This window comes from Methylotenera sp., assembly GCF_029945535.1.
Lineage (GTDB): Bacteria > Pseudomonadota > Gammaproteobacteria > Burkholderiales > Methylophilaceae > Methylotenera.
Map to the genome: position 1 here is coordinate 75,702 of NZ_JAQSCU010000012.1, position 24,914 is coordinate 100,615.

25 protein-coding genes and 1 other RNA gene are annotated in these 24,914 nt (G+C 45.2%); 4 read left to right on the forward strand and 22 right to left on the reverse strand.

Annotated features, from left to right (window positions below; genetic code table 11):
• Positions 1–65 precede the first annotated feature (65 nt).
• The 17 genes from ftsZ to rnpB all read right to left on the reverse strand — a co-directional run bounded on the left by ftsZ (position 66) and on the right by rnpB (position 18,705).
• Positions 66–1,238 carry a cell division protein FtsZ gene (ftsZ, locus tag PSU72_RS07495; RefSeq protein WP_300431708.1) on the reverse strand — a complete coding sequence of 391 codons (1,173 nt, stop codon included), beginning with the start codon at positions 1,236–1,238 and terminating at the stop codon, positions 66–68.
• 91 nt (positions 1,239–1,329) lie between these two features.
• Positions 1,330–2,568, reverse strand: a complete 1,239-nt coding sequence (ftsA, locus tag PSU72_RS07500) for a cell division protein FtsA (RefSeq protein ID WP_300387051.1) — start codon at positions 2,566–2,568, stop codon at positions 1,330–1,332.
• 29 nt (positions 2,569–2,597) lie between these two features.
• The gene (locus PSU72_RS07505; RefSeq protein ID WP_300431709.1) at positions 2,598–3,419 is read right to left on the reverse strand and encodes a cell division protein FtsQ/DivIB; all 822 of its coding nucleotides are present in this window, start codon (positions 3,417–3,419) and stop codon (positions 2,598–2,600) included.
• Positions 3,409–4,347, reverse strand: a complete 939-nt coding sequence (locus PSU72_RS07510; protein ID WP_300431710.1) for a D-alanine--D-alanine ligase — start codon at positions 4,345–4,347, stop codon at positions 3,409–3,411. The genes PSU72_RS07505 and PSU72_RS07510 overlap by 11 nt, the downstream gene beginning before the upstream one ends.
• 3 nt (positions 4,348–4,350) lie before the next feature.
• Complete coding sequence (murB, locus tag PSU72_RS07515; RefSeq protein ID WP_300431711.1) at positions 4,351–5,241, reverse strand: UDP-N-acetylmuramate dehydrogenase; 891 nt, start codon at positions 5,239–5,241, stop codon at positions 4,351–4,353.
• A gap of 5 nt (positions 5,242–5,246) precedes the next feature.
• The gene (gene murC / locus PSU72_RS07520) at positions 5,247–6,665 is read right to left on the reverse strand and encodes a UDP-N-acetylmuramate--L-alanine ligase (protein WP_300431712.1); all 1,419 of its coding nucleotides are present in this window, start codon (positions 6,663–6,665) and stop codon (positions 5,247–5,249) included.
• Positions 6,666–6,675: 10 nt separating this feature from the next.
• Complete coding sequence (gene murG / locus PSU72_RS07525; RefSeq protein WP_300431713.1) at positions 6,676–7,749, reverse strand: undecaprenyldiphospho-muramoylpentapeptide beta-N-acetylglucosaminyltransferase; 1,074 nt, start codon at positions 7,747–7,749, stop codon at positions 6,676–6,678.
• Complete coding sequence (gene ftsW / locus PSU72_RS07530) at positions 7,746–8,909, reverse strand: putative lipid II flippase FtsW (RefSeq protein ID WP_300431714.1); 1,164 nt, start codon at positions 8,907–8,909, stop codon at positions 7,746–7,748. The genes murG and ftsW overlap by 4 nt, the downstream gene beginning before the upstream one ends.
• Entirely contained in the window at positions 8,906–10,276 is a 1,371-nt protein-coding gene (gene murD / locus PSU72_RS07535) for a UDP-N-acetylmuramoyl-L-alanine--D-glutamate ligase (protein WP_300431715.1), read from the reverse strand. The genes ftsW and murD overlap by 4 nt, the downstream gene beginning before the upstream one ends.
• A gap of 26 nt (positions 10,277–10,302) precedes the next feature.
• Positions 10,303–11,406: a phospho-N-acetylmuramoyl-pentapeptide-transferase gene (gene mraY / locus PSU72_RS07540; protein WP_300431716.1), complete on the reverse strand. Its 1,104-nt coding sequence runs from the start codon at positions 11,404–11,406 to the stop codon at positions 10,303–10,305.
• Positions 11,407–12,816 (reverse strand): UDP-N-acetylmuramoyl-tripeptide--D-alanyl-D-alanine ligase, encoded by a 1,410-nt coding sequence (murF, locus tag PSU72_RS07545; RefSeq protein ID WP_300431717.1) that lies wholly within the window; start codon positions 12,814–12,816, stop codon positions 11,407–11,409.
• Entirely contained in the window at positions 12,813–14,279 is a 1,467-nt protein-coding gene (locus tag PSU72_RS07550; RefSeq protein ID WP_300431718.1) for a UDP-N-acetylmuramoyl-L-alanyl-D-glutamate--2,6-diaminopimelate ligase, read from the reverse strand. Before PSU72_RS07550 ends, murF begins: the two co-directional genes overlap by 4 nt.
• Positions 14,276–16,036, reverse strand: a complete 1,761-nt coding sequence (locus tag PSU72_RS07555; protein ID WP_300431719.1) for a penicillin-binding protein 2 — start codon at positions 16,034–16,036, stop codon at positions 14,276–14,278. Before PSU72_RS07555 ends, PSU72_RS07550 begins: the two co-directional genes overlap by 4 nt.
• Positions 16,036–16,362, reverse strand: a complete 327-nt coding sequence (ftsL, locus tag PSU72_RS07560; RefSeq protein ID WP_300431720.1) for a cell division protein FtsL — start codon at positions 16,360–16,362, stop codon at positions 16,036–16,038. The genes PSU72_RS07555 and ftsL overlap by 1 nt, the downstream gene beginning before the upstream one ends.
• Complete coding sequence (rsmH, locus tag PSU72_RS07565) at positions 16,359–17,309, reverse strand: 16S rRNA (cytosine(1402)-N(4))-methyltransferase RsmH (RefSeq protein ID WP_300431763.1); 951 nt, start codon at positions 17,307–17,309, stop codon at positions 16,359–16,361. Before rsmH ends, ftsL begins: the two co-directional genes overlap by 4 nt.
• A 140-nt stretch (positions 17,310–17,449) precedes the next feature.
• A complete protein-coding gene (gene mraZ, locus PSU72_RS07570; protein ID WP_013149101.1) occupies positions 17,450–17,896 on the reverse strand; it encodes a division/cell wall cluster transcriptional repressor MraZ in 447 nt (148 codons plus the stop codon).
• A 441-nt stretch (positions 17,897–18,337) separates the two neighbouring features.
• An RNA gene (rnpB, locus tag PSU72_RS07575) (RNase P RNA component class A) lies at positions 18,338–18,705 on the reverse strand.
• Between the two features lie 90 nt (positions 18,706–18,795).
• Between rnpB and ung the strand changes: the two genes are divergently transcribed.
• Positions 18,796–19,491, forward strand: a complete 696-nt coding sequence (gene ung, locus PSU72_RS07580) for a uracil-DNA glycosylase (RefSeq protein ID WP_300431722.1) — start codon at positions 18,796–18,798, stop codon at positions 19,489–19,491.
• Between the two features lie 63 nt (positions 19,492–19,554).
• Here the strand turns inward: ung and PSU72_RS07585 are convergent, their stop codons facing one another.
• From PSU72_RS07585 to rsmI, 4 genes are all read right to left on the reverse strand, one after another.
• Positions 19,555–19,782 carry a hypothetical protein gene (locus PSU72_RS07585; RefSeq protein WP_300431723.1) on the reverse strand — a complete coding sequence of 76 codons (228 nt, stop codon included), beginning with the start codon at positions 19,780–19,782 and terminating at the stop codon, positions 19,555–19,557.
• Positions 19,783–20,072: 290 nt separating this feature from the next.
• Positions 20,073–20,720 carry an AbiV family abortive infection protein gene (locus PSU72_RS07590; RefSeq protein WP_300431724.1) on the reverse strand — a complete coding sequence of 216 codons (648 nt, stop codon included), beginning with the start codon at positions 20,718–20,720 and terminating at the stop codon, positions 20,073–20,075.
• A 23-nt stretch (positions 20,721–20,743) separates the two neighbouring features.
• Complete coding sequence (pyrC, locus tag PSU72_RS07595; RefSeq protein ID WP_300431725.1) at positions 20,744–21,802, reverse strand: dihydroorotase; 1,059 nt, start codon at positions 21,800–21,802, stop codon at positions 20,744–20,746.
• A gap of 35 nt (positions 21,803–21,837) precedes the next feature.
• A complete protein-coding gene (gene rsmI / locus PSU72_RS07600) occupies positions 21,838–22,695 on the reverse strand; it encodes a 16S rRNA (cytidine(1402)-2'-O)-methyltransferase (protein WP_300431726.1) in 858 nt (285 codons plus the stop codon).
• Between the two features lie 81 nt (positions 22,696–22,776).
• On the opposite strand from rsmI, the gene PSU72_RS07605 reads away from it, so the two are divergent.
• The 3 genes from PSU72_RS07605 to PSU72_RS07615 all read left to right on the forward strand — a co-directional run bounded on the left by PSU72_RS07605 (position 22,777) and on the right by PSU72_RS07615 (position 24,286).
• On the forward strand, positions 22,777–23,130 hold the full coding sequence (locus tag PSU72_RS07605; protein ID WP_300431727.1) for a YraN family protein: 354 nt from the start codon (positions 22,777–22,779) through the stop codon (positions 23,128–23,130).
• A 119-nt stretch (positions 23,131–23,249) separates the two neighbouring features.
• Positions 23,250–23,837 (forward strand): BON domain-containing protein, encoded by a 588-nt coding sequence (locus tag PSU72_RS07610; RefSeq protein WP_300431728.1) that lies wholly within the window; start codon positions 23,250–23,252, stop codon positions 23,835–23,837.
• Positions 23,838–23,968: 131 nt separating this feature from the next.
• Positions 23,969–24,286 (forward strand): DUF3579 domain-containing protein, encoded by a 318-nt coding sequence (locus PSU72_RS07615; RefSeq protein ID WP_300431729.1) that lies wholly within the window; start codon positions 23,969–23,971, stop codon positions 24,284–24,286.
• Positions 24,287–24,311: 25 nt separating this feature from the next.
• Here PSU72_RS07615 and PSU72_RS07620 read toward each other — a convergent pair whose 3' ends face one another.
• Complete coding sequence (locus PSU72_RS07620) at positions 24,312–24,791, reverse strand: TlpA disulfide reductase family protein (RefSeq protein ID WP_300431730.1); 480 nt, start codon at positions 24,789–24,791, stop codon at positions 24,312–24,314.
• Positions 24,792–24,914: the final 123 nt, after the last annotated feature.

The following is a 24,914-nucleotide window of genomic DNA, read 5'->3' on the forward strand; positions in this document are numbered from 1 at the left end:
CTGGCTTACTTAAGACGCAAACTTATAGTTTTATTAAATAGTATTATTTAACTATTAATTAACGCTTAATCCGCTTGTTTGCGTAAAAATGCAGGGATGTCGTATTCTTCAACACCTGACATTTTCATTGCTTCTACTTGCGCACGGCGATTGTTTGAACTGAACACTTGCGGTGTATCATCTTCATCCATACTACCACCCACAAACATTGGTTGGTTAGTTGTACCGTTACGCACCACTTCTTGTGTCATCACGCGAAGTTCTGGTTTTTGTTGACGACGTTGTGCACCTGTTAACCCAGTTGCTACCATCGTTACACGCAAGCCATCACCCATTGCTTCGTCAAACACGTTACCTACAATCACCGTTGCATCATCCGCTGTAAACGCTTTAATTGTATTCATCACATCATAGTATTCTTTCATTTTGAAAGAAGCAGATGTTGTAATATTGACTAAAACGCCACGCGCATTCGCAAGGTTGACATCTTCAAGCAGCGGACTTGCAACCGCTTGTTCAGCCGCAATACGTGCACGGTCTGGACCAGACGCAATTGCTGAACCCATCATCGCCATACCCATTTCAGACATCACTGTGCGCACATCGGCAAAGTCAACGTTCACTAAACCTGGGCAATTGATGATTTCGGCAATACCAGAAACCGCATTGTGCAACACATCATTAGCCGCTTTAAAAGCTTCTAAGAATGGTACATCTTCGCCTAATACTTCCATCAATTTTTCGTTAGGAATCACAATCAGTGAATCTACATACTTTGATAACTCTTCTAGACCATCACTTGCAACTTTAGTGCGTTTTCCTTCAAAAGCGAAAGGTTTAGTCACAACAGCAACAGTCAGGATGCCCATTTCTTTTGCGATTTGCGCAATCACAGGGGCAGCACCAGTACCAGTACCACCACCCATACCTGCTGTGATGAACAGCATGTCTGCACCGTCAATCAACTCAGCAATCGCATCACGATCTTCAAAAGCTGCATCGCGACCAATTTCTGGTCTAGCACCTGCGCCTAAACCCTTAGTCATCGCCACGCCCATTTGCAACACTGTTTTTGCTTGGCTCTTTTTCAAAGCTTGCATATCAGTATTTGCGCAAATAAATTCAACACCTCCAACGCTTTTTTCTATCATGTGCGCTACCGCGTTACCACCACAACCACCCACGCCAATTACCTTAATAACGGCTTCTTGAGCATTTTTTTCCATAATTTCAAACATTTAATATCTCCTCTTTTTAATTTACATCTGCCTGTTGTTACAAATTAACTACTTAACTTCTGCCTGAACTACACATACAACTTTTTACTACTTAAAAATTGCCTTGAAACCAGCTCTTCATTTTCTCTAACATTCTTCCAAATGAACTTGATTCCATTTGCCCGCTAATATGTCTTTCTAACTGCTGCTTGCCCATTAGTACCAAACCAACACCTGTGGCATAGCGTGGGTTGCTAACTACTTCTGATAAACCACCAACATATCTTGGTAAGCCCATACGCACTGGCATATGGAATATCTCTTCGCCAAGCTCGACCATGCCCTTCATCATTGCTGAGCCACCAGTAATCACGATGCCAGATGCGATCATTTCTTCCATGCCGCTGCGACGTAATTCATTGAGCACCAGCTCATACAATTCAACGATGCGTGGCTCTAGCACTTCCGCCAATGTTTGCACTGACAATTGACGTGGCTCGCGGCCATCAACGCCCGGCACTTCAACGATTTCACGCGGGTCTGCCAATTGACGTAATGCACAACCATGCTTCACCTTAATATCTTCTGCTGATTGCGTTGGCGTACGGAAAGCAACTGCGACGTCATTAGTCATTTGGTCGCCAGCGATAGGCACGACTGCTGTGTGGCGAATAGCGCCCTGTTTGAATACCGCGATATCCGTGGTACCACCACCAATATCAACTAAACAAACGCCTAACTCCTTTTCATCTTCAGTTAATACTGCAAGACTTGAAGCAAGTGGTTGCAATATCAAATCGCTCACTTCAATGCCGCAACGCTTGATGCATTTCACAATATTTTGCGCGGCGGCTACTGCGCCAGTCACGATATGGACTTTCACTTCCAGCTTCATGCCGCTCATGCCCAATGGTTCGCGTACGTCTTCTTGACCATCGATGATGAACTCTTGCGTAAGAATATGTAGAATTTGTTGGTCAGCTGGTAGAGCAATCGCACGTGCAGTTTCAATCACGCGGTCGACATCCATCTGCGTCACTTCTGCATCTTTAATCTTCACCATGCCATGCGAGTTCAAGCTTTTAATATGGCTACCTGCAATACCTGTGTAGACATTATTAATTTTGCAGTCCGCCATCAGCTCAGCTTCTTCAAGCGCGCGCTGAATTGATTGCATGGTGGATTCAATATTCACCACCACGCCTTTTTTCAAGCCGCGTGAAATATGCTGACCTAGCCCGATCACCTTTACTGTGCCTTCTGGCTGCAATTCAGCGACGATGGCAACAATTTTTGATGTACCTATATCTAGGCCTACAATCAAATTCTTATCTTCTTTTATTCTACTCATGGCTTGCTCCCTCCGTGCTTAACACACGGTTATGTCTGTTGCTTAATAATGTCAGTTGGCTTAGTTTTGCCAGGTTTTGAAGTACTTGGCTTTATAGTCGTTATATCTATGCTTTTATCTTCAATAACTGGCTTAACTTGTAAATCTGCTTTAACCTGTACTGGCTTACGCACCGCAAACCCATTGGGATAGCGCAAATCGGCATAAGTCACTTTCATATTCAAGCTCGCGATCGTGCGGCTATACACGCTGACAAACTTCTCTAATCTTGGCTGCATTTCAATGCGTCCTAGCTCCACCACCATGCCATCTGCTGTAGTAATTTCCCAAGCGCGTCTTGGCGTAAGTGCCAAATTTGCAATTTCTAAATTAGCGGTTTTCAATATTTTGCTAAACTCACCATATTGAGATGCCACTTCGATCACGCCATCACCCGGACCATAAAACACTGGTAAATCACTACCAGAAGCCGCATGAAACAACTCACCATGCGTATTCACCAATGCGATGGTTCCCCAACGTGCCAATGCTTGATGCTCTTCAATCACCACTTCTAAAGTATCTGGCCAGCGGCGACGCAAACTCACATTGCGTGCCCAAGGCAATTTCTCAAAAGCATTACGTGCTTTCACTAAATCCAACGTAAAGAAATTACCTTTTAGATGCTTAGCAACAATCAGCTTCACTTGCTCACGATTCACGTGGCTAAGTTCGCCATCCACTTTCACTTCACGTAGCGGGAAAATAGGCAAATGCACCACGGCAAAGAGCGCCGCATATAGCATCACCACCACGCTCAAAGCAAAGAGCAAGCTAGCAATCCAATTTAGCAATGTAGGTTTATCCCACATCCGCAAGCTCCAAAATACGCACGACTAATTGTTCAAAACTAATACCCGCCGCTTTTGCCGCCATCGGCACTAAGCTGTGGTCTGTCATCCCTGGGCTAGTATTCACTTCTAAGAAGTAATGATTCGCTGCGTCATCCATTAAGAAATCTACACGCCCCCAACCACGGCAACCTATGGTTCTAAATGCCTGTAACGCTTCTTGCTGAATTTGTGCCTCTTTCTCAGCGCTTAATCCGCAAGGGCAAAGGTATTCAGTATCGTCACGTAGGTATTTCGCCTCGAAATCATAAAATTCATTTTTTGGCACAATGCGAATAATTGGCAATGCTTGATAACCGCCTTTACCGTCGCCAATAATTCCCACGGTATATTCACCGCCATTGATGAATTTTTCAGCAATCACTAATGGGTCGGCTTCTGCGGCAATTTTATATGCTGCCTCTAAACCACCTGCTTGTTTTACTTTGCTGATGCCTAGGCTAGAGCCTTCATTAGCAGGTTTCACAAACAGCGGCAAACCTAAACTTTTCTCGACGGCAGCAAAGTCACTGGTCGCTGTTACCAACTCAAAATCTGGCGTGATAACATTCATCGCACGCCACAATAATTTAGTGCGCCATTTATCCATACCAATCGCTGACGCCATCACGCCACTACCGGTATATGGAATGTGCAACATCTCTAATGCGCCTTGTATGCAGCCATCCTCGCCATAACGACCATGCAAGTTGATAAAAACGCGGTCAAATGCTTCTAAGTCATGCAGTGGTTTATCGCGCGGGTCAAAACCATATGCATCAATACCTTGCTCTTGCAAAGCCGCCAGCACCGCACCACCACTTTTGAGTGAAACTTCACGCTCGCCAGATTTCCCACCAAGCAATACGGCTACTTTTCCAAATTTCTTATTCAAACTGTTGTCATTCATACCTTAATATTCCCCAATGACTTTTACTTCTTGCTGCAATGCCACGCCTTGTTTCTCTAACACGGTTTCGCGCATATGTTTAATCAGTAACTCAATATCCAGCGCGTTCGCATCGCCAATATTCACAATAAAATTAGCGTGCTTTTCCGAAACCTGCGCACCGCCTATGATGTAACCCTTCAAACCACTGGCTTCTACCAACCTTGCGGCATAATCGCCTTGTGGGTTTCTGAATGTTGAACCCGCACTAGGTAAATTAAGCGGTTGTGAAGCTAATCTTGTCGCTAATAAATCTTTAATCTTTTTTGCTGACTCATGCGCATCGCCCGCTCTTAAAGTCAACCATGTGGCAATAAACCATTCGCCTGCTACTGGCATATCAACATGGCGATAACTGGCAATAAACTCTGCCGCACTACGTTTAGTTAACTCACCCTGTCTGTTAATCGTAGTGACGCTATTCACGACATTCCAAGTTTCAGTGCCATAACAACCTGCATTCATTGCCAGCGCGCCACCCAATGTGCCAGGAATGCCTGCAAAGAATTCCGCGCCTTGTTTAGCTTCTTTTGCGCAAAATTTAGCTAACTTTCCACATGTCACGCCAGCCTCGGCGTAGACTAAATCGCCATCCATCTTCAAGCCCGTCAACACGTTATGCATGATGATGACAGTGCCGCGTACACCACCATCTCGCACTAGTAAGTTGGAACCTAAACCGACAAAGTAGATTGCCTGATTCGCATCTACATTTCTTAAAAACTCCTGTAAATCTTCCAAATCCGCTGGAATATACAGTTGATCTGCCTTACCACCCACGCGCCAGCTGGTATAGCGAGTCATAGGCTCGTTTAATAGTAGCTTTCCTGTGCGTTGTTGAATGGCAGCCATCATCACGTTTAATACGCTCCTTCTTCTAAAACACTCGCGGCCAAAGTTCTGGTTTTTTCTGCAACTTGCCCGATTGAACCAGCGCCCATCACGATGACCACATCATCGGCTTGCGCCATGTTTAGAATTGCCTCTGGTAACGCATCCGTAGTTTCAATAAATAGGGGCTCAACCTTCCCTAGAACACGTATTGAGCGAATCAAAGAACGAGTATCCGCAGCCACGATAGGTGCTTCACCTGCTGAGTAAACTTCCGTGAGCAACACTACGTCGGTACTTGAAAGCACGCGCACAAAATCTTCAAAGCAATCACGTGTACGTGTGTAACGATGTGGCTGAAATGCCATCACTAATCGACGATTAGGAAAAGCCGCGCGTGCGGCAGCAATGACCGCTTGCATCTCAACTGGGTGATGTCCGTAATCATCAATCAGCGTAAATGCACCGCCACCTTTAACTTCAATTTCGCCATAGCGTTCAAAACGTCTGCCTACACCTTTGAACTCCTTTAATGCTTTGATAATCGCCGCATCAGGTACATTCAGCTCGCTGGCAATTGCAATCGCCGCAAGTGCATTGAGCACATAATGGTTACCCGGTAGATTTAATGTCACATCAAACTCTGTCACTACGCCATTGATACGTTGCGCTGTAAAATGCATTTTTCCGTCATCCGCGCGTACATTAATGGCGCGTACACGCGCATCTTCACTAAAACCGTAAGTCATCACAGGCTTAGTCACGCGCGGCAAAATCTCGCGAATATTGGCATCATCGATGCAAACCACAGCCATACCCCAAAACGGTAGTTGCTGTAAAAATTCTACAAATGCGCTTTTTAACTTATCAAAGCTGTGCTCGTAAGTATCCATGTGGTCTTGGTCGATATTGGTCACCACGGCCATCACAGGCGTGAGATGCAAGAATGAGGCATCTGACTCATCAGCCTCTGCCACGATATACTCACCTGTACCTAATTTAGCGTTGGCATTGGCTGCTTCTAACTTACCGCCAATCACAAAGGTTGGATCCATACCTGCCTCAGCCAAAATGCTGGCAATCAAGCTCGTTGTCGTGGTTTTTCCGTGCGTTCCTGCAACGGCAATGCCCTGTCTAAAGCGCATCAACTCAGCCAACATCAACGCACGTGGCACGACTGGAATATTCTTCGCACGAGCGGCTTTTACTTCTGGGTTTTCTTCATTCACTGCGCTTGAAACCACTACCACGTCTGCATTACCAAGGTTTTCTGTCGCATGCCCTTGAAAGACAGTTGCGCCAAAATCAGTAAGCCTTTTGGTCGTGGCATTCACGGCTAAATCAGAACCTGTGACTGTGAAATCCAAGTTAATCAACACCTCGGCAATACCGCTCATACCTGAGCCGCCTATGCCAACAAAATGTATGTTTTTGACTTTATGTTTCATGTGTTTTACGCTAAAGCGCTACCTCCATACAAATTTTTGCAACAGTTGCAGTTGCCTCTGGCTTGCCTAAAGCACGGGCTTTAATCGCCATCTCCAAGCACTTTTCGCGACTTAAATCTTTTAACAAAGCCAGTACTTTTTGCACGGTAAATTCTGTTTGTGGGACTAAAATTGCGGCACCTGCATCAGATAAATATCGTGCATTTGAAGTTTGATGATCATCAACAGCATGTGGAAATGGCACCAACACACTCGCTACGCCAGCAGCAGAAAGCTCTGCAACTGTCAGCGCACCCGCACGACAAATCACCACATCAGCCCATGCATACATATCAGCCATATTATTGATAAAAGCTTTGGCATCCGCGCTGACACCAGCGGCTTGATAGTTTGTTTGTAACGTTGCGATATGCTTTTCGCCCGCTTGATGCGCCACTTGTGGACGATTTTCAATAGCCATTTCAGCAAGTGCTTTTGGTATGATTTCATTCAAAGCCTGAGCGCCCAAACTGCCACCCACTACCAGCATATTTAATGCACCAGTATTTGCTTTCATTCTATTTTCAGGCGCCGCAACCTGTGTGATGTCTGCGCGTACAGGGTTACCTACCAGTTGAGCTTTTTTGCCAAACGCACTTGGAAATGCAGCCAATACACGTGCTGCGAACACTGCCAATACTTTATTGGTTAAGCCAGCAATTGAGTTTTGCTCATGTATCACCAATGGCTTGCCTAACAATTTAGCCATCAAGCCACCTGGAAAAGCGGCAAAACCACCCATACCCAACACCACGTTTGGCTGATGCTGACGAATAGCTGCAACACTTTGCGTAAACGCTTTGAGCAACTTCACTGGTAGCAACACCCAGCCCATTAAGCCGTTGCCGCGCACGCCTCGCATAGTAATCATGGCTTTTTCGTAGCCTTTATTTTCAATCAAGCGATTTTCCATGCCACCTTCTGTGCAAAGCCACACAATGTTCCAACCTAGATTTTTCAAATAGTCTGCCACTGCCATTGCAGGGTAAACATGACCACCCGTGCCTCCTGCCATCACCATTAATGTTTTTGCTGGCGCACTCATGCTGGTAGGCCTTTCTGCAAGCGGCGATTCTCAAAATCAATTCTGATCATGATGGCCATGGCGATGCAGTTAGCCAATATGCCGCTGCCGCCAAATGAAAGCAGTGGTAAGGTCAAGCCTTTTGTTGGCAACAACCCCATATTCACACCCATGTTAATGATGCCCTGCACACCCATCCAAACACCTATGCCTTGCGATAGTAGTGCCGCAAAATAACGCTCATTGGCGATAGATTCCTTGGCAATACCAAATGAGCGAATCACTATCCATGAAAATAAGCCAATGACAGCTAACACGCCCACAAAGCCTAGCTCTTCAGCAATCACGGCTAATAAAAAGTCGGTATGCGCTTCTGGCAAATAAAGCAATTTTTCTACGCTTGCCCCTAAACCCACGCCAAACCATTCACCGCGACCGAATGCAATCAGCGCATGTGAAAGTTGGTAGCCTTTTCCATACGGATCAGCCCATGGGTCCATAAAGCCGATGACGCGCTCGAGGCGATACGGCGAGCTCCAAATCAAGAAGACAAAGCCGACGACTAGCAATATTAGTAAACCCACGAAAATACGTCCGTTTATGCCACCTAGCCATAAAATTGAAATTGAGATTGCCGCGATCACCGCAAATGCACCAAAGTCAGGCTCACGTAGCAGCAAGCCGCCCACTACTAGCATCACCATTAACATTGGAAAGAAGCCGTGCCTAAAACTATCCATCACAGCGGCTTTGCGCACGGTATAGTCGGCCACGTACATGGCGGCAAAAAGCTTCATAAATTCAGAAGGTTGTGGGTTAATCACAAAGAGACGCAACCAGCGACGGCTTCCGCCTGCTTTCAAACCAATGCCAGGAATCAGCACAAGTATCAGCAGCGCTAATCCAATCAAAAATAGATAAGGCGCCATTTTTTGCCACCAAGCGACTGGCACGTTGAACGCCACAAATGAGGCACTGAGCGCTACCACCATGAATATTGCCTGATGCACTAAGTAGTAACTACTGTTATAGCCAACGCCTTTATCTGCTTCAGCGATGGCGATTGAAGCCGAGTACACCATGACTAAACCTATGCCTAGCAAGCAAAGTACAACCCATAGCAAACCTTGGTCGTAGCTTGGGGAGTTGATACGTTCGCGATTGAGCATAGCCGCAATCATACTAGCTCCTTCAGGCTGGTTTTTAATGCAGTCACCGCTGCAACAAACACTTCTGCACGATGCACGTAGTTTTTAAACATATCAAAACTTGCACAAGCGGGTGATAGCAACACAGCTTCATCAGCTTTGGCTAATTTTTTTGCAATGTTGACTGCCTCTGGCAAGTCAATCGCTCGATAAAGCGGAATATTCGTTGGAATAAGAACCGCCTCAATCAAAGGTGCATCGCGACCAATCAATACGACTGCGCTTGCGTTCTCAGCCACAGCTGCTGCAAGCGGCGTAAAGTCTTGGCCTTTACCATCACCACCTGCGATTAACACGACTTTTTGTGCTAAGCCAGTGAGCGCCGCGCAAGTTGCACCAACATTGGTACCTTTTGAATCATCGTAATAATCTACGTCATTGATATTGGCAACCCACTCAACGCGGTGTGGCAAGCCTTTAAAATTGTAAAGTGTTTGAATGATATGGGCGTAATCAACGCCAATACCACGACAAAGCGCAACGGCTGCTAGAGCGTTAGCCGCGTTGTGCAGACCAACAATTTTCAAATCTTGCAAGTTGATAAGCTCTTTATCACCTTCGCATAGCCATGTATCGCCATCCACTTGCTTCAAGCCGTATGAATTTTCTTCGTCATCATTACCCAAGCCAAATGTTACTTGCGCTAATTTGGGGCGCGCCATCATCATGCTCCACGCGTCATCGCGATTAAGCACTTGCAACTTAGCATTGTAGAAAATCCGCGCTTTCGCAATGGCATAATCTTGAAAGCTTGCGTATCTGTCCATGTGATCTTCAGATAAATTAAGCATGGTAGCGGCATCAATCTGCAAGTTGCTGGTTGTTTCCAACTGGAAGCTAGAAAGCTCAAGCACGTAAACATCAGGCGTTTCCATCATTAACGCATCCAGCACCGGCAAACCAATGTTGCCAGCAACGATGGTTTTCAAACCCGCAGCTTTACAGATTTCACCCACCAAAGTCGTTACTGTCGTTTTACCATTCGCACCAGTGATGGCAATCACTTTGGCGTTAGTTGGGCGGTATTGGGCAAACAACTCAACATCACCCACAACACTCACGCCACGTTGTACAGCAGCTTGAATCTCAGGCTCACTCAATGGCACGCCTGGGCTTGCTACGATTAAATCTACATCAGCAAAACTAGCAGCTTTAAATGCACCCATATGAATGGTCACCTGCGGCAACTCAGCTTTTAAAGCATCCAAACCTGGAGGATTTTCACGTGTATCTGCCACAGACAAACGTGCGCCTTGCGCGGCAAGCCAGCGCAAGGAAGATAGACCTGTTTCACCAAGGCCTAGCACTAATACTTTTTTGTCTTTTAGGGCAATTTTCATGTTGATGTATTTAATAACCCGTGTGTTTATCTTAATTTCAAACTAGCTAGACCAATCAACACCAGCATCATGCTGATAATCCAAAAGCGCACGACGACCTGTGTTTCTTTCCAGCCTTTTTCTTCATAGTGGTGGTGTAATGGCGCCATTAAGAAAATACGTCGTCCCACGCCATACTTTTTCTTGGTGTATTTGAAATACAAAACTTGCGCAGCTACAGAGAATGTCTCCACCACAAATACACCGCCCATAATGAAAAGAATAATTTCTTGGCGCACAATCACTGCGACGATGCCCAACGCTGCACCCAATGCCAACGCGCCTACATCACCCATAAACACCTCGGCTGGATATGCGTTAAACCATAAGAAACCCAAACCAGCACCAGCCATGGCAGCGCAGAACACCATCAATTCACCAGCGCCAGCAACATAAGGAACGCCTAAGTATTTTGAGAAATACAAATGACCAGCAACATAAGCAAAAATACCCAGAGCTGCCGCAACCATGACGGTGGGTAAAATTGCCAGGCCATCTAAACCATCAGTTAAGTTCACTGCATTACTGCTACCCACCACCACTAAATAGGTCAATACGATAAAGCCTACGGCACTTAATGGCAGCACTAGATGCTTAAAGAATGGAACGATAAGTGTAGTTTCCACAGGCGTTGTAGAGGTTTTATATAAAAATACCGCGACAGCCACGCCAATCAAGCTTTGCCAAAAGAACTTCGCTTTTGCAGATAAGCCTTTGGGATTTTTGTAAACCACTTTACGGTAATCATCCACCCAGCCAACCGCGCCAAAACCTAAAGTGGTAAACAACACCACCCACACAAAACGGTTACTTAAATCTGCCCAAAGTAAGGTTGATATGGCAATAGAAACCAATATCAATGCGCCGCCCATGGTAGGCGTGCCTGTTTTAATCAGGTGTGTCTGCGGACCATCATCACGCACGGCTTGACCGACCTTGTACTCAGTGAGCTTGCGTATCATGGCAGGGCCTGCGATAAATGAAATAGCTAAAGCGGTAAGTGTGGCTAACACTGCGCGTAAGGTGATGTAATTGAATACATGAAACCCACGAATATCGTGTGACAGCCATTGTGCTAACGTAAGTAACATTTAGTGCTCCTCTCCATTTTTTACTGCGCCTGTTTTTACAGCACTTGTTTTTATAGCGTCTGTATTTTTAATCACTATTGCGTCCACAACTCGTTCCATCGCCATAAAGCGTGAGCCTTTTACTAGCACATTCGTGCCTTGCTGCATTTGTTTAAGTAAATCCGCAACCAAATCTTGAGACGTCGCATAATGCTTAGCACCAGTACCAAAAGCTTTAGCCGTTTCAGCACTCATATCACCGAGTAAAAACAAGCTTTTTAGACCGCTTGCTTTAGCGTAGCTGCCAATTTCGGCATGCATTTCTACCGCGTTATCGCCAAGCTCTCCCATATCGCCAAGAACCAATATTTTTTCACCCGGCATCGCCATCAACACATCAATCGCCACTTTCATCGACATCGGGTTTGCGTTATAGGTATCGTCAATCACTAAAGCACCGTTCAGTCCTGCTTTTTGCTGTAAGCGGCCTTTTACACCTGCGTAGTTCTCTAACCCTGATGTAATCGCCTGAAGGGACGCACCCATCGCCAGCGCTGCAGTAGTTGCCGCGAGCGCATTCATTACATTATGCAAACCTGGTGTTGGTAAACTTACGTTTACCGCGCCTTGTGGCGTTGTGATTTCAATGTCGCTTGCACTAGCATGCAATTGATATTGCGCAGTAACATCCGCTTTATTTTTAAGCCCAAAAGTCATGATTTTGCGTTGACCAGCTAAGCCCAACCACAGCGGCGCAAAGATATCATCAGCATTAATCAGCGCTGTGCCATCTGCCGCCAAACCTTCAAATATTTCGCCTTTAGCTCTGGCGATCGCTTCAAACGAGCCAAGTTCGCCAATATGCGCATTGCCCGCGTTATTGATCAGCGCAACTGTTGGCTTGCCAATTTTAGATAAATAGCTGATTTCGCCTGTGTGGTTCATGCCCATTTCAGCTACGGCATAACGATGTTGAGCTTTTAACTTAAGCAAAGTGAGCGGCAAACCAATGTGGTTATTTAAATTACCCACTGTGGCTAATACTTGATCTGGCTGATCGCATGCAGCCCTTAGAATTGACGCCAGCATTTCTTTTACCGTTGTTTTGCCGTTACTACCCGTCACCGCTGCAAGTGGAATGTCAAACTTACTGCGCCAATATGCGGCCAACTCGCCCAAGGATTGGCAAGTGTCATCTACCAATATTGCAGGCTGTACATCAAGTGCTTTATCTGAAATCAACACAGCAGCAGCGCCCTGTGCAAGGGCTTGGGCGGCAAAGCTATGCCCATCAAAATTATCACCTTTTAGCGCGACAAATAATTGGCCTTTGGTTACGTTGCGGCTATCTGTGCCCACACTGGTGAACGCTACATCTGCGCCCAAAAGTGTCGCCTGCATCGCTTTGGAAGCTTCGGATAGCAACATCATATTGCAGCTCCGTTTCTGAAATTTGCTTGATACTGGTTTAACACAGCTTGTGCAATCAGCGCATCATCAAATGGGTGTTTCACACCTGAAATTTCCTGATAGTTTTCATGACCTTTGCCAGCTACTAAAACAATATCACCTGAATTTGCACATTGAATCGCCGCACTTATTGCATTTGCGCGGTCAGTATCAATTACATAACCAGCATGCATCTCACTAACGACAGCAGCAATAATGGCTGCTGGATTTTCACTGCGCGGATTATCTGAAGTCACAAACACTTGGTCTGCAAGTTTGCTCGCGATGCTGCCCATTAGCGGACGCTTACCCACATCACGGTCGCCACCACAGCCAAATACACAGATTAATTTAGCTGAAGTCTTCGCCAAATCGATTTGCTCTTTTAATGTACTTAATACTTTTTCTAAAGCATCTGGCGTATGCGCATAATCAATCACAACTAGAGGCAACTCTCCGCCGCCAAATTGCTGCATACGTCCAAGTACAGGCTTGATTTTTGATATCACCTCTAGCGCATCAGACAAACTTACTTTAAGCGCCAATAATGTTGCCAACACCGCCAGCACGTTATATGCGTTAAAACGACCGAGTACCGGTGCGCTTAGCAGAGCATGACCTTGCGGTGTATTTACCTGCATAGTCAAGCCAGTATCATGCAATTTCAAATCACCACCTTGCACATCCGCACTTGTTAAGCCGTACGTCAAGCAAGGTTTATCTTGTGCATTCAGCGCAATTACTAAAGATTTCCCAAATACATCATCTGCATTCACTACTGCTGTACTTAAACCGTCCCAAGCAAACAACTTCTGCTTGGCAGCGGCATAGGCTTCCATGGTTTGGTGATAGTCCAAATGATCACGACTTAAATTTGTGAGTACAGCAATATCGAATGCCACGCCATTCACGCGCCCCTGATCTAAACCGTGCGATGAAACTTCCATGGCAACGGCGTCTGCTTGCTGTTCAACATAATCTGCCAGCATCGCTTGCAGCAATATCGCATTTGGCGTGGTATTAGCGGCTTCAGTTTGAGCACCTAAAAAACCATTGCCTATCGTGCCCAGCACAGCTGTTTTCTTGCCTAATAATGTCAAGCATTGCGCAATCCACTGGCTCACCGAAGTTTTGCCATTCGTGCCAGTCACACCTATCATGGTTAGTTTGCTTGATGGGTTTTGATAGAACTCAGCGGCAATATCACCTACTTGTTGCTTTAAATTTTGTACCGGAAGGTTGTTGACTTGCCAATCAGCATTCCAAGTAAAGCCCTCTTGCTCCCAAACCACAGCTGAAGCTCCCGCTTGTATAGCTTGAGCAATATACTGACGACCATCGGTATGCGATCCTGGATAAGCCAAGAACAACGAGCCAGCTTGCACTTTTCTGCTATCAGCAGTGATAGAAGTAAATGATTGGTTGAATGAAGAGAGAATACTCACATACCCTCCTTAGCATCTTCAGCATCGCCTTCAAGTACCACGTTATTATTTGGTGCATCTTGTGGCACTGCGAACAAACGTAAGGTATCCGCCATAATCGTGCTGAATACTGGTGCCGCAACAGTACCGCCGTAATAGGCGCCGTTATTAGGCTCATCTATCATCACTGCGATAATAAAACGTGGATTAGACGCAGGCGCCAACCCTACAAATGATGCAACGTACTTATTCTCCTCATAACCATGCACGCCAGGTTTGTGCGCAGTACCTGTTTTACCACCTACGCGATAACCCAACACTTGCGCTTTAACCGCCGTACCACCCGGTTGCACAACTAACTCCAGCATATCCTTAACACTATTTGCCGTAGCTGCTGAAAACACTTGTTGGCCTATTGGCATGTCATTAATCTTAAGTAACGATACAGGGCGCAATTCGCCTTCATTGGCAAACACGGTATATAACCTGGCCAATTGCAACAAAGTCAGGCTAATACCGTGACCAAAAGACATGGTCGCCATCTCAATAGGGCGCCACGTTTTATATGGGCGCAATCTGCCAGTAGCCTCACCGGGAAAGCCAACGCCTTCCACATGACCTAAACCAAGCTCGTTATAGACATTCCACATAAACTGCTTATCTAGCGTAAGTGCGATTTTAGAAGCACCTACGTTAGAAGATTTTTGTATCACTTGCGCAACCGTTAAAATTCCCTGCGGATGTGAATCGTGAATGGTGGCGGGGCCGATACTAAGGCTACCTGGTGAAGTTTGAATTTTGGTATCTGGCGTATATTGACCAGATTCAAGCGCGGCGGCTGCTGTGACTGGCTTCAATGTAGAACCTGGTTCGAAAGTATCAACAATCGCACGATTACGCGTTTTGCCTTTAATATTCACAGGGTTGTTTGGGTTGTAGGTAGGCACATTCGCCATCGCTAACACTTCACCTGTTTTAGCGTCCAACACAATTGCCGCGCCAGCCGCTGCTTTATTTGCTTCCACAGCTTTAACTAATTCGCGATACGCGATATATTGAATTCTAAGATCTAACGCCAATGAAACATCACGACCGTCTTGCGGCACTTTTACCGCTTGCAAGTCTTCAATAATATGCCCAGATCTATCCTTAATCACGCGACGGCTTCCATCCACACCAGATAGCGGGCCATTCATCGCCAATTCATAGCCCTCAAGCCCTCTATCGCCCGTACCTTTATCGCCTGGGCCAGTGAAGCCAACCATGTGCGCAGTGACATCGCCCGCTGGGTAATAACGCTTATACTCACGCTGCAACTCAATGCCCGGAATACCAAGTTTCATTACCTTTGCTGCTAATTCAGGTGAAATTCGACGCTTTAGATAGATAAACTCGCGTTCGTCATTAGCTAACTTTTTCTTAACTTCATCAGGCTTTAAATTTAACAATGCTGCGATTTGTTTTGTTTGAGCCGCATCAATCACGACGTCTGGCGGGCTTGCCCATACAGACTCCACTGGCGTACTGATAGCTAACAGCTCACCATGTCTATCGGTTATTTTGCCACGTTGAGAAGTTAAAACAAGGTTGCGGCTATAGCGAGCGTCACCTTTATCTTGTAAGAATTTTTTGTGGATACTCTGTAAATAAACGCCACGCCCTAGCAATGCCAAAAATCCAGACAATACTAAAATCAACAGTACGCGTCGGCGCCATGCTGGCAACTTCACCACAATAGGCGCAGCGATAGATGAGCGGCTGAATGGGCGCAATGCCATTATGGCGTTACCCCATTTGGCTGAGTTACTTGTGGCGCAGGCGGTACGGCAGCTGTTTGCATATCTGCAGGTGAAATCACTTGCACACGCTTCGCATCTGGCACTTGCATTTGCATTTGTTGTGAAGCAATTTGTTCAATGCGCGAATGCATCGCCCAAGTACTTTGTTCAAGTTGTAGCTGACCATACTCTTGCTCAGTTTGTTTTGCAGTCTGGCTTGCACGCTCCAATTCAATATAGAGATTGCGCGCTTTGTGCTGTGAATTCACTAGCCCTAAAGCTGAGAATATCAACGCAAAAAACAAAATGAGATTTAGCCGTGTCATGCTACGTCGGTTCTTTCAGCCACACGCAGTACCGCGCTTCTTGAGCGCGGATTCGCTTTAACTTCTTTTGCGCTCGGCTTAATAGTTTTGCCCACACCCTTTAGTTTGGGTTGCGGCAAATCTGCTGCGCGTACCGGAAAGTTAGCAGGTAAGTCATCACGATTCGCTTGGTCGCGGATGAACTGCTTCACAATACGGTCTTCTAGCGAGTGAAAGCTAATCACCGCCAATCGACCCTGTGGGGCTAACAATGCCAAACATTGCGGCATCGTTAGCGATAACTCCTCAAGCTCTTGATTGACGTAAATCCGTAAAGCTTGAAATGTACGCGTTGCGGGGTTCTGCCCAGGCTCAAACCGCGTGACTGCCCCTGCCACGACCTTGGCAAGTTGCCCTGTAGTGGTGATGGCGCGCCCGTCATTGCGCTCCGTAATAATCGCCCTTGCAATCTGCTTAGCAAACCGTTCTTCACCATAATTCTTTATAACCTCCCCTAAATACTGCTCCGTTACATTGGCTAAAAAATCTGCCGCTGTTTGCCCACTACTTTGATCCATGCGCATGTCCAGCGGCGCATCGTACCTAAAACTAAAACCGCGGCTTGCATCGTCGATTTGCGGTGATGAAATACCCAAATCCAGCAAAATTCCGTCTACCTTTGAAACGCCCATTTCGCTCAACTCGGCCTGCATGCCCGCAAAATGGCTATGCACCATGCTAAAACGTGGATCTGTAATTTCTTTGCTTGACTCAATTGCCTTCAAATCACGGTCAAACGCAATCAAACGACCGTTAGCACCTAACTGCTCTAATATTTTCCTAGAATGTCCACCACGACCAAATGTGCCATCCACGTAAACACCATCCGCTTTAATGGCAAGCGCCTGCACTGCTTCTTCAAGCAGCACTGTGATATGGGAGTTTGTATTTGGGCTTAATTCAGACACTTCTGTTTGCGGCTTTTCTAAATTTAAAACGCCTTGGTTTAAAACACCGTGTGCAGACGCTTTTTTGGGGGACTCATCTTTTAAAGTCGTTTCTTTTAAAGACAATGATGCTTTGGTGGGCGCGCTGTTCACGCCCTTAATCACAGCGAGAAGCCCTCGAGTTCTGATGGCATAGAAAAATTGTCGTCTTGCATCACTTGTGCAAGTTGTGCACGCCAAGCTTCCATATTCCATAATTCAAAGTGACTACCCTGACCAACTAACATCACTTCTTTATCCAATCCTGCAAAATCACGTAGCACTGGCGATACCAACATACGACCTGCGCTGTCCATAGACACATCTTCCGCAAAACCAACCAACAAACGCTGCAAAGCACTTGATTGCTTATCGAATGACGACAACGCCATCATTTTGGCTTGAATTGGCTCCCAAGCAGGTTGCGGATACAGCAACAAGCAACGATGTGGATGCGCGGTCAACACCAAATCACCAGCACATTGAAGCTGCAAAGCCTCCCTGTGCTTAGTTGGCACTGCTAATCTGCCTTTAGCATCTAAACTTAATGATGTCGCGCCGCGAAACATGTTTAAATAATTAACCTAAATTGTTGCCATAAAAATATGGCAAATAAAATGATGAAAAAAGTGAGGAATTTCTAACCGCCCTTAGCCTCAGTTAGAATTAGGTTCAAGCAGAAATCTCCACAAAACCCCACTTTTCCCCACTAAGATGAACTATAGATAAAAAAATAGGGCAATGCAAGCCCTTTTTTACTATTTTCTCTTTATATCTCAATGACTTAGCGCATTTTAATACTAAAAATAATATCGTTATAAATTAAGCACATACGAAATTAAGTGAATGTAGATTATCAGAACAATGATGAAAGCAATTGAATTGTAATTAGCGAACTGAATTAGCAAGAATTGTAAACTTTTGTTATTCCCACCTAGACGTTAACCAGAGCAAGATTTAACCTTAGCCCGCGCAGGAAAAATAAAATGTTGAGGAATGAAATAGAATTTAATTGAAGCTGGCCGATAAGCCGGGTTCTGTTTACGTTTTGCAACGCACGACAGTCATTCATCTAGGCGCACAATTACTTGTACGCTCAAGCAACCTACCCGCTAGCAGCGCGAACCACGCCTTATTACGCTAATGTAAACATCGGCGTAAAGTGCTAGCCTATTTGGTCTTGCTGCGAATGGAGGTTACCGCGTTTCACCGTAACTAAATACGCTCGTCTCTGTGGCCCTATTCCGCGCCTTATACTCAATGAACTAATTTCTTAGCCCCAAGCTTTCAACGTACGGCCGTTAGCCGTCATCCCGCTCTATGCAGCCCGGACTTTCCTCCCCCCACTTACGTGAGCGGCGACTGTCTAGCCAGCTTCGGGTAGTATTTTAACATGCCTCAGGATGCAATTCTTAAACAATCTAGATACCGTTATAATCTATCTACCTAACAACTATTGTATTTAATCATGCCACTAGAAAAAGCCGGTCAACTTCATCCTTCATGGCAAGCAGTCATTGGTGAGGAGTTCGATAAACCTTACATGCAAGCGCTACGTGCTTTCTTAAAACAAGAAAAGGCCGACGGAAAAACGATTTTTCCACCTAGCCCATTGATTTTTAATGCATTCAATCACACACATTTTGACAAAGTACGTGTAATCATTGTTGGACAAGACCCCTATCATGGTCAAGATAAAGGACAACCACAGGCTCATGGCTTAAGCTTCTCAGTGCCACAGGGCGTAGCTTTACCCCCTTCACTAATGAATATTTATAAAGAAATTGAAGCAGATTTAGGCGTAAAAATGAGCAGAAAAGGCGACCTAACTCCGTGGGCAAATCAGGGGGTATTGCTAATCAACGCCACACTCACAGTTGAAATGGCCAATGCTGGCTCACACCAAAAGCGCGGCTGGGAAGCCTTTACCGATGCCGCAATTACCGCTTTAAATAAACACAGAGAAGGATTAGTGTTTGTGCTGTGGGGCAGTTATGCGCAGAAAAAAGGGGAAATGATAGACCCCAAAAAACATCTGGTACTGAAATCACCACACCCCTCGCCTTTATCAGCGCACCGAGGCTTTTTTGGCAATCATCAGTTCTCTAAGATTAACGACTACTTAAGCAAACACGGTCAAGCTCCAATTGAGTGGCAGCTTTAAATTGCGCAACAAGAACGAACAAAACAACTACCGCTTATACTAAGCGCACTTCCACCCCGTCCGTCATTCCCGCGTAGGCGGGAATCTAGGCAATGTGAATACCAGCAACTTTTCAATCAACACGCACTCATGACCACCACCTAAACTGGATTCCCGCCCACGCGAGAATGACGGACGAGAGATTCTTGCATTAAACCACCAACCATGAAAACTCACAGTTTTTGACTTTAAATCCACTGCTACCGCGCTTATGCCTGTTGTATTGCGCGAAAAGCTTCGCGATGTAAACATCGCTCCTACAAAAGTACAAAGCTTCAGCTGGTTTTGACATAAAATCCCCTGCTACCGCGCCTGATCTTCTCAGTTTCATGGGAGTTTTCGGCAAGCGACTGTTTGAGCGAAGCGAGTTTCCGATTGCCGCCCATGAGGCTGAGTAGAACAGGAATCAAGCGGGAGGGCGTAGCCTTTTCTTTGGTTACTTACTTTTGGCTAAGCAAAAGAAAGTAACTCGCCAGTCGCGCGAAAGCGACCGCTTACAATATGCAACAGTGAAACGATATGCAAATAAAGGTATTGCACACCTACTCACTAAGAACTATGTGTTGCTTGAGGAAATGGCGAGACTTTAATCCAGGCTTATGAGGCCATACGAACAAAAATTGATGCTCTTCTGAACTTATAACATTATCAACTTCATTAATACCAAAGCATTCGCCATTTAGAAGAACGCACTCATATATTTCAATGAACTCATTATTAACAAGTGATATTAATTGCTTCGCATCTTTCTGCTTAAGACGCTCTGGGGTAGAAATACGCCCACTGACATCAACATTTCTGTTTGCTCGCTCCAAGCTAACATAGGTTGATTGCTGTTTCTTTAGTTCAAGCTTTTTAGCCTTAATAAACTTAACCAACTTCGGTGAATAATCAAACACATCTCTTGCAATAAATGCATATTGCTTCTCAGTATGGGAATAGAGCAACATAAGCCAATGTTGCTCAAAATCAGCTTCGGGAAAACCTTCATTCGTAATAGAACTATAATAATAATGAGAAACCCATTTAGCTTTAGCGAGCTCCTCCAAAGCCAACACCGCAAGTTGAAATGCTGAGGGATAAGAAGAATTCTCGTAAAGTAAAATTGCGTCCGAATGAAGACGGAGCGAATTACGTAAAGATTCGCGTGCTAAGCGCTGAAATTTATATCGTGATAAGGTTGTTCGCATACCTTATTTCTTGCAGACGACCACTACTTAAGGCTCCAACTTATTACCTGCCCCGCCCTCAAAGGCACCAACACATCTCCTCCATCAAACGGCAAACTCTCAGGTACTTTCCAGCCCTCTTTCACCAAAGTAATCTGCTCTTTATTCCTTGGCAAACCATAAAAATCTGCCCCATAAAAACTCGCAAACCCCTCCAATTTATCTAAAGCTTCCGCCGCTTCAAAAGCCTCTACGTAAAGCTCTATCGCCGTATGTGCCGTGTACATTCCAGCACAACCGCAAGCCGCCTCTTTAGTATGCTTGGCATGTGGTGCACTATCTGTACCTAAGAAAAATTTAGGGTTACCAGAAGTAGCAGCTTTTACCAAAGCCACACGATGCTCCTCGCGCTTTAAGATTGGTAAGCAGTAGTAATGCGGCTGTATGCCACCTTTAAACATGTCGTTACGGTTCATCAATAAGTGGTGCGCGGTAATGGTTGCGGCGACATTGCTTGGCGCACTCATCACAAAATCTGCCGCATCTTTAGTGGTGATATGCTCAAACACGATTTTTAAAGCAGGGTATTTTTTTAATAGTGGAATCATATGGCGCTCAATGAATACGCGCTCTCTATCAAATACATCCACATCGGCATCTGTGACTTCCGCATGTGCTAACAGCGGCAACCCAAGCTTTTCCATCACATCTAGTGCGCTTGCGCATTTATCTAAGCTGGTGACGCCTGAATCACTATTGGTGGTTGCGCCTGCTGGGTAAAGCTTCACGCCATGAATAATGCCGCTCGCTTTTGCTTTGGCGATTTCTTCCGCTGTGGTGTTGTCAGTCAAATACAATGTCATCAACGGCTCAAATTGCATGCCAGCGGGTAGCGCTTCCACAATACGCTGACGATAAGCAGTAGCTAACTCAATAGTTGTGACTGGCGGACGCAAATTAGGCATGACAATGGCGCGAGCAAACTGGCGTGCCGTATCTGGCAACACCGCTTTTAAGGCTGCGCCATCACGTAAATGTAAATGCCAATCGTCTGGGCGGGTGATTTTAATTGAAGTCGTGGTAGGTGAATTTGGAGTAGTCATATTTAAGGCTTTAACTGATTGAGTTAGATATTTCTTTAAGGATTTTCTTTTAGCTTTAAGGCAAATTCGTACAACACATTTTTCTTTTCATGCGTGATTTCAGTGGCTAATTTTACCGCCTGCTTAAGTGGCAAATCGGCAAGCAATAACTTCAATACTCTGACTGTTTCCTCTGGAATCTCTTCCGCCTCTTTTACCGCAGCAGCTTCTACCAATAACACAAATTCGCCACGTTGCTGATTAGTATCGGCCTGTAACCAAGCACTGGCCTCATCTGCTCTACATGTGTAAAACGTTTCAAAAGTCTTGGTAAGCTCACGGGCGAAGGTCAAACGGCGCTCACCGCCTAGCACGTTAGCTAAATCTTCCACGCACTCCACAATACGGTGTGGTGCTTCGTAGAACACTAAAGTCACGGTTTGTGATTTTAAGCTTTCCAATACTTTACGGCGCGCGGCACCGCTTGCTGGTAAAAAACCGTGAAAGTGAAAGCCATTTTGCGTAATGCCAGACGCTGATAAAGCCGCAATGACAGCGCTCGCACCCGGAATCGGCACAACTTTAACGCCTGCCTTGCGCACTAAATCAACCACCACAGCACCGGGATCACTTATGCCAGGCGTACCAGCATCTGTAACCAAGGCTATATTTTCACCTGCTTGAAGTTGCATCAGTAACTTTTCTGCGGATTGACGTTCATTATGTTCATGCACGGCGATAAGCTTTTTGCTAATGCCAAAATGCGACAACAAACCCGAGGTGTGGCGCGTATCCTCCGCGGCAATCGCATCTACCGTTTTAAGTGTTTCTAAGCCGCGAATAGTCATATCGCCCAAGTTGCCGATAGGCGTTGCGACTACATATAATGTACCTGTTGATGTAACCGCGCTCATGCAGGCCAGCCATTTAATTTAAAATAGTTCATACTAGAAGTTTACAGCTTTAGCTAATATCTCGTCCATGAAATTAAGTTTATGAAATTAAGCAAAAACAACGCAGGACTTGAGGCCGAAAAGTTAGCTGCAACTTTTTTGGCGAATCACGGCCTTAAATTAGTGACGCAAAACTATCATTGCAAATACGGTGAAATTGATTTGGTGATGAAAGATGCCAAAACGCTGGTGTTTATTGAGGTTAGGTTAAGATCAAATAGTCAATTTGGCAGCGCTGGTGCCAGCATTACAGCGCAAAAACAGCAAAAACTCATTTTGACGGCGCAACATTATTTACAACAACATGGCGACTGCCAATACCGCTTTGACGCCATTTTAATGAATAAAGCAGACGTCAATCACATCGAGTGGGTTCGTAATGCATTTGACGCATAATGAGCGTATCATTCGCGAAAATGCTGTTTTACAGTGCTAATATAAAACGTATTTAAAGCTTAAAGATATAAGTTAAAATTAACCTAGGGGTTATCTAAAGTAACATCAAGGAGCAATCTATGAAATCAAGTATGACCAAACAAACCGCACTAAAGCTAATCTTATCCGCAGCACTCATTTCACAAATCACCGCTTGCGTACCCGTTGTAGTTGGCGGTGCCGCAGCGACTGGCGCAATGGCGGCTGATAGACGCACTTCTGGCATTTATGTAGAAGATGAGAATATCGAACTAAAAGCTGTTAAGAAAATGGAAACAAACTTGGGTGAAGACGCGCATGTGAACGTCACCAGCTACAACCGCAATGTATTGCTAACAGGTGAAGTGCCTGCGGCTGAATCTAAATCTAAAGCGGAAAACTTGGTAAAAGAAATCACCAACACACGCTCAATCACTAACGAAATTACTGTTGGGCCTAAATCGACTATTGGTTCACGTAGCAACGATAGCTACATCACCTCTAAAATCAAAACAAAATTTGTAACTGAAAATAAATTTCCAGCTAACTATGTAAAAGTAGTCACCGAAAATGGCGTCGTTTATCTATTAGGTATAGTCACTAATAAAGAAGCTGATGAAGCGGTAGAAATAGCTCGCAATACTGATGGCGTGACTAAAGTGGTTAAAGTATTTGAATACTTACCATAAAGGAAACACCTGCGCGCCTTGGGCATCTCACCAGCTTGAGGCGGCGCATTTAAACTGAAAATGCTATAATATGCAGCACGAATAACACAGAACACCTCTGAAATACGGCTAAAAGAACTGGTAAATCACACATGACAACACAACCCACAATGACACAAGTAAGCGGCGAAATTATCATCGAAAGTAACACGCGTGCAGGCAAACCTTTTCGCCCTAGCGACTGGGTGGATCGTATGTGTAGCACTTACGCGACGTTTGGCGAAGACCGCAAACTGAGATACTCACCGTACTTAAAACCAAAAGTGGTAAACGGCGTACGCTGCCTAGCCGTAGATTTGAAGCTAAAAACCGTGAACCCTGAAGGCTATGCGCAACTGATGCATTTTGCTGATGAAAACCAATTGAATGTTTTAGACGCTGAAGGCAACAGCATCGCGGTGCCACACTAACTGAATACGCTGGCGTCTAACTAATTTACTTAGCAACGCCAATTATCTTTTCAATATATTGCTTAGTAATTAAGCCGCGTTTAATTTTAACCAACTCACCTTGTGGGTTAAAAATAAACGTGGTGGGCAACACATCCGCCGTTCCAATTTGCGCAGCAACCTCATCGTCACCCAGAACAATTGGATACGACATCAACATATCATCCACGTAACCTGCCACTTCTTTAGTACTTTTGTAATCAAAAACAACACCCAATACCATCAAGTCTTTTTTTCTGCGGTGATCGTAAAGATTGACCAAATCTGGCACCTCTTCTAAACATGGTGGACACCAAGTTGCCCAATAGTTCACAAGCACCCATTTACCTTTGTAAGCAGCCAGTTTGTGTTTAACGCCAGCGGTATCTTTTAATTCAAAAGAAATAGGTGTCGTCTCCGCAGCAGTCGCCAATGAATTGGCCGTGAGGGATAGTAATAAAGAAAAACAAAGTAAAAGTTGGCGCATTGAGTAATTTTCTAAAATACAAGGTTTGAAATCAAGCAAACCGTCCATTCTGCCGCTAATTAAGCGCCATCCAGATGAATGTTATTTTGCCAGTGTAAATACTAGTGTAAATGTAAACATTAT

Excerpts from the sequence above, each read along its gene's own strand:
- ftsZ (WP_300431708.1), bottom strand. The coding sequence starts at position 1,238 with ATGTTTGAAATTATGGAAAAAAATGCTCAAGAAGCCGTTATTAAGGTA.
- ftsA (WP_300387051.1), bottom strand. The coding sequence starts at position 2,568 with ATGAGTAGAATAAAAGAAGATAAGAATTTGATTGTAGGCCTAGATATA.
- PSU72_RS07505 (WP_300431709.1), bottom strand. The coding sequence starts at position 3,419 with ATGTGGGATAAACCTACATTGCTAAATTGGATTGCTAGCTTGCTCTTT.
- PSU72_RS07510 (WP_300431710.1), bottom strand. The coding sequence starts at position 4,347 with ATGAATGACAACAGTTTGAATAAGAAATTTGGAAAAGTAGCCGTATTG.
- murB (WP_300431711.1), bottom strand. The coding sequence starts at position 5,241 with ATGATGGCTGCCATTCAACAACGCACAGGAAAGCTACTATTAAACGAG.
- murC (WP_300431712.1), bottom strand. The coding sequence starts at position 6,665 with ATGAAACATAAAGTCAAAAACATACATTTTGTTGGCATAGGCGGCTCA.
- murG (WP_300431713.1), bottom strand. The coding sequence starts at position 7,749 with ATGAGTGCGCCAGCAAAAACATTAATGGTGATGGCAGGAGGCACGGGT.
- ftsW (WP_300431714.1), bottom strand. The coding sequence starts at position 8,909 with ATGATTGCGGCTATGCTCAATCGCGAACGTATCAACTCCCCAAGCTAC.
- murD (WP_300431715.1), bottom strand. The coding sequence starts at position 10,276 with ATGAAAATTGCCCTAAAAGACAAAAAAGTATTAGTGCTAGGCCTTGGT.
- mraY (WP_300431716.1), bottom strand. The coding sequence starts at position 11,406 with ATGTTACTTACGTTAGCACAATGGCTGTCACACGATATTCGTGGGTTT.
- murF (WP_300431717.1), bottom strand. The coding sequence starts at position 12,816 with ATGATGTTGCTATCCGAAGCTTCCAAAGCGATGCAGGCGACACTTTTG.
- PSU72_RS07555 (WP_300431719.1), bottom strand. The coding sequence starts at position 16,036 with ATGGCATTGCGCCCATTCAGCCGCTCATCTATCGCTGCGCCTATTGTG.
- ftsL (WP_300431720.1), bottom strand. The coding sequence starts at position 16,362 with ATGACACGGCTAAATCTCATTTTGTTTTTTGCGTTGATATTCTCAGCT.
- mraZ (WP_013149101.1), bottom strand. The coding sequence starts at position 17,896 with ATGTTTCGCGGCGCGACATCATTAAGTTTAGATGCTAAAGGCAGATTA.
- ung (WP_300431722.1), top strand. The coding sequence starts at position 18,796 with ATGCCACTAGAAAAAGCCGGTCAACTTCATCCTTCATGGCAAGCAGTC.
- PSU72_RS07585 (WP_300431723.1), bottom strand. The coding sequence starts at position 19,782 with ATGTTTACATCGCGAAGCTTTTCGCGCAATACAACAGGCATAAGCGCG.
- PSU72_RS07590 (WP_300431724.1), bottom strand. The coding sequence starts at position 20,720 with ATGCGAACAACCTTATCACGATATAAATTTCAGCGCTTAGCACGCGAA.
- pyrC (WP_300431725.1), bottom strand. The coding sequence starts at position 21,802 with ATGACTACTCCAAATTCACCTACCACGACTTCAATTAAAATCACCCGC.
- rsmI (WP_300431726.1), bottom strand. The coding sequence starts at position 22,695 with ATGAGCGCGGTTACATCAACAGGTACATTATATGTAGTCGCAACGCCT.
- PSU72_RS07605 (WP_300431727.1), top strand. The coding sequence starts at position 22,777 with ATGAAATTAAGCAAAAACAACGCAGGACTTGAGGCCGAAAAGTTAGCT.
- PSU72_RS07610 (WP_300431728.1), top strand. The coding sequence starts at position 23,250 with ATGAAATCAAGTATGACCAAACAAACCGCACTAAAGCTAATCTTATCC.
- PSU72_RS07615 (WP_300431729.1), top strand. The coding sequence starts at position 23,969 with ATGACAACACAACCCACAATGACACAAGTAAGCGGCGAAATTATCATC.
- PSU72_RS07620 (WP_300431730.1), bottom strand. The coding sequence starts at position 24,791 with ATGCGCCAACTTTTACTTTGTTTTTCTTTATTACTATCCCTCACGGCC.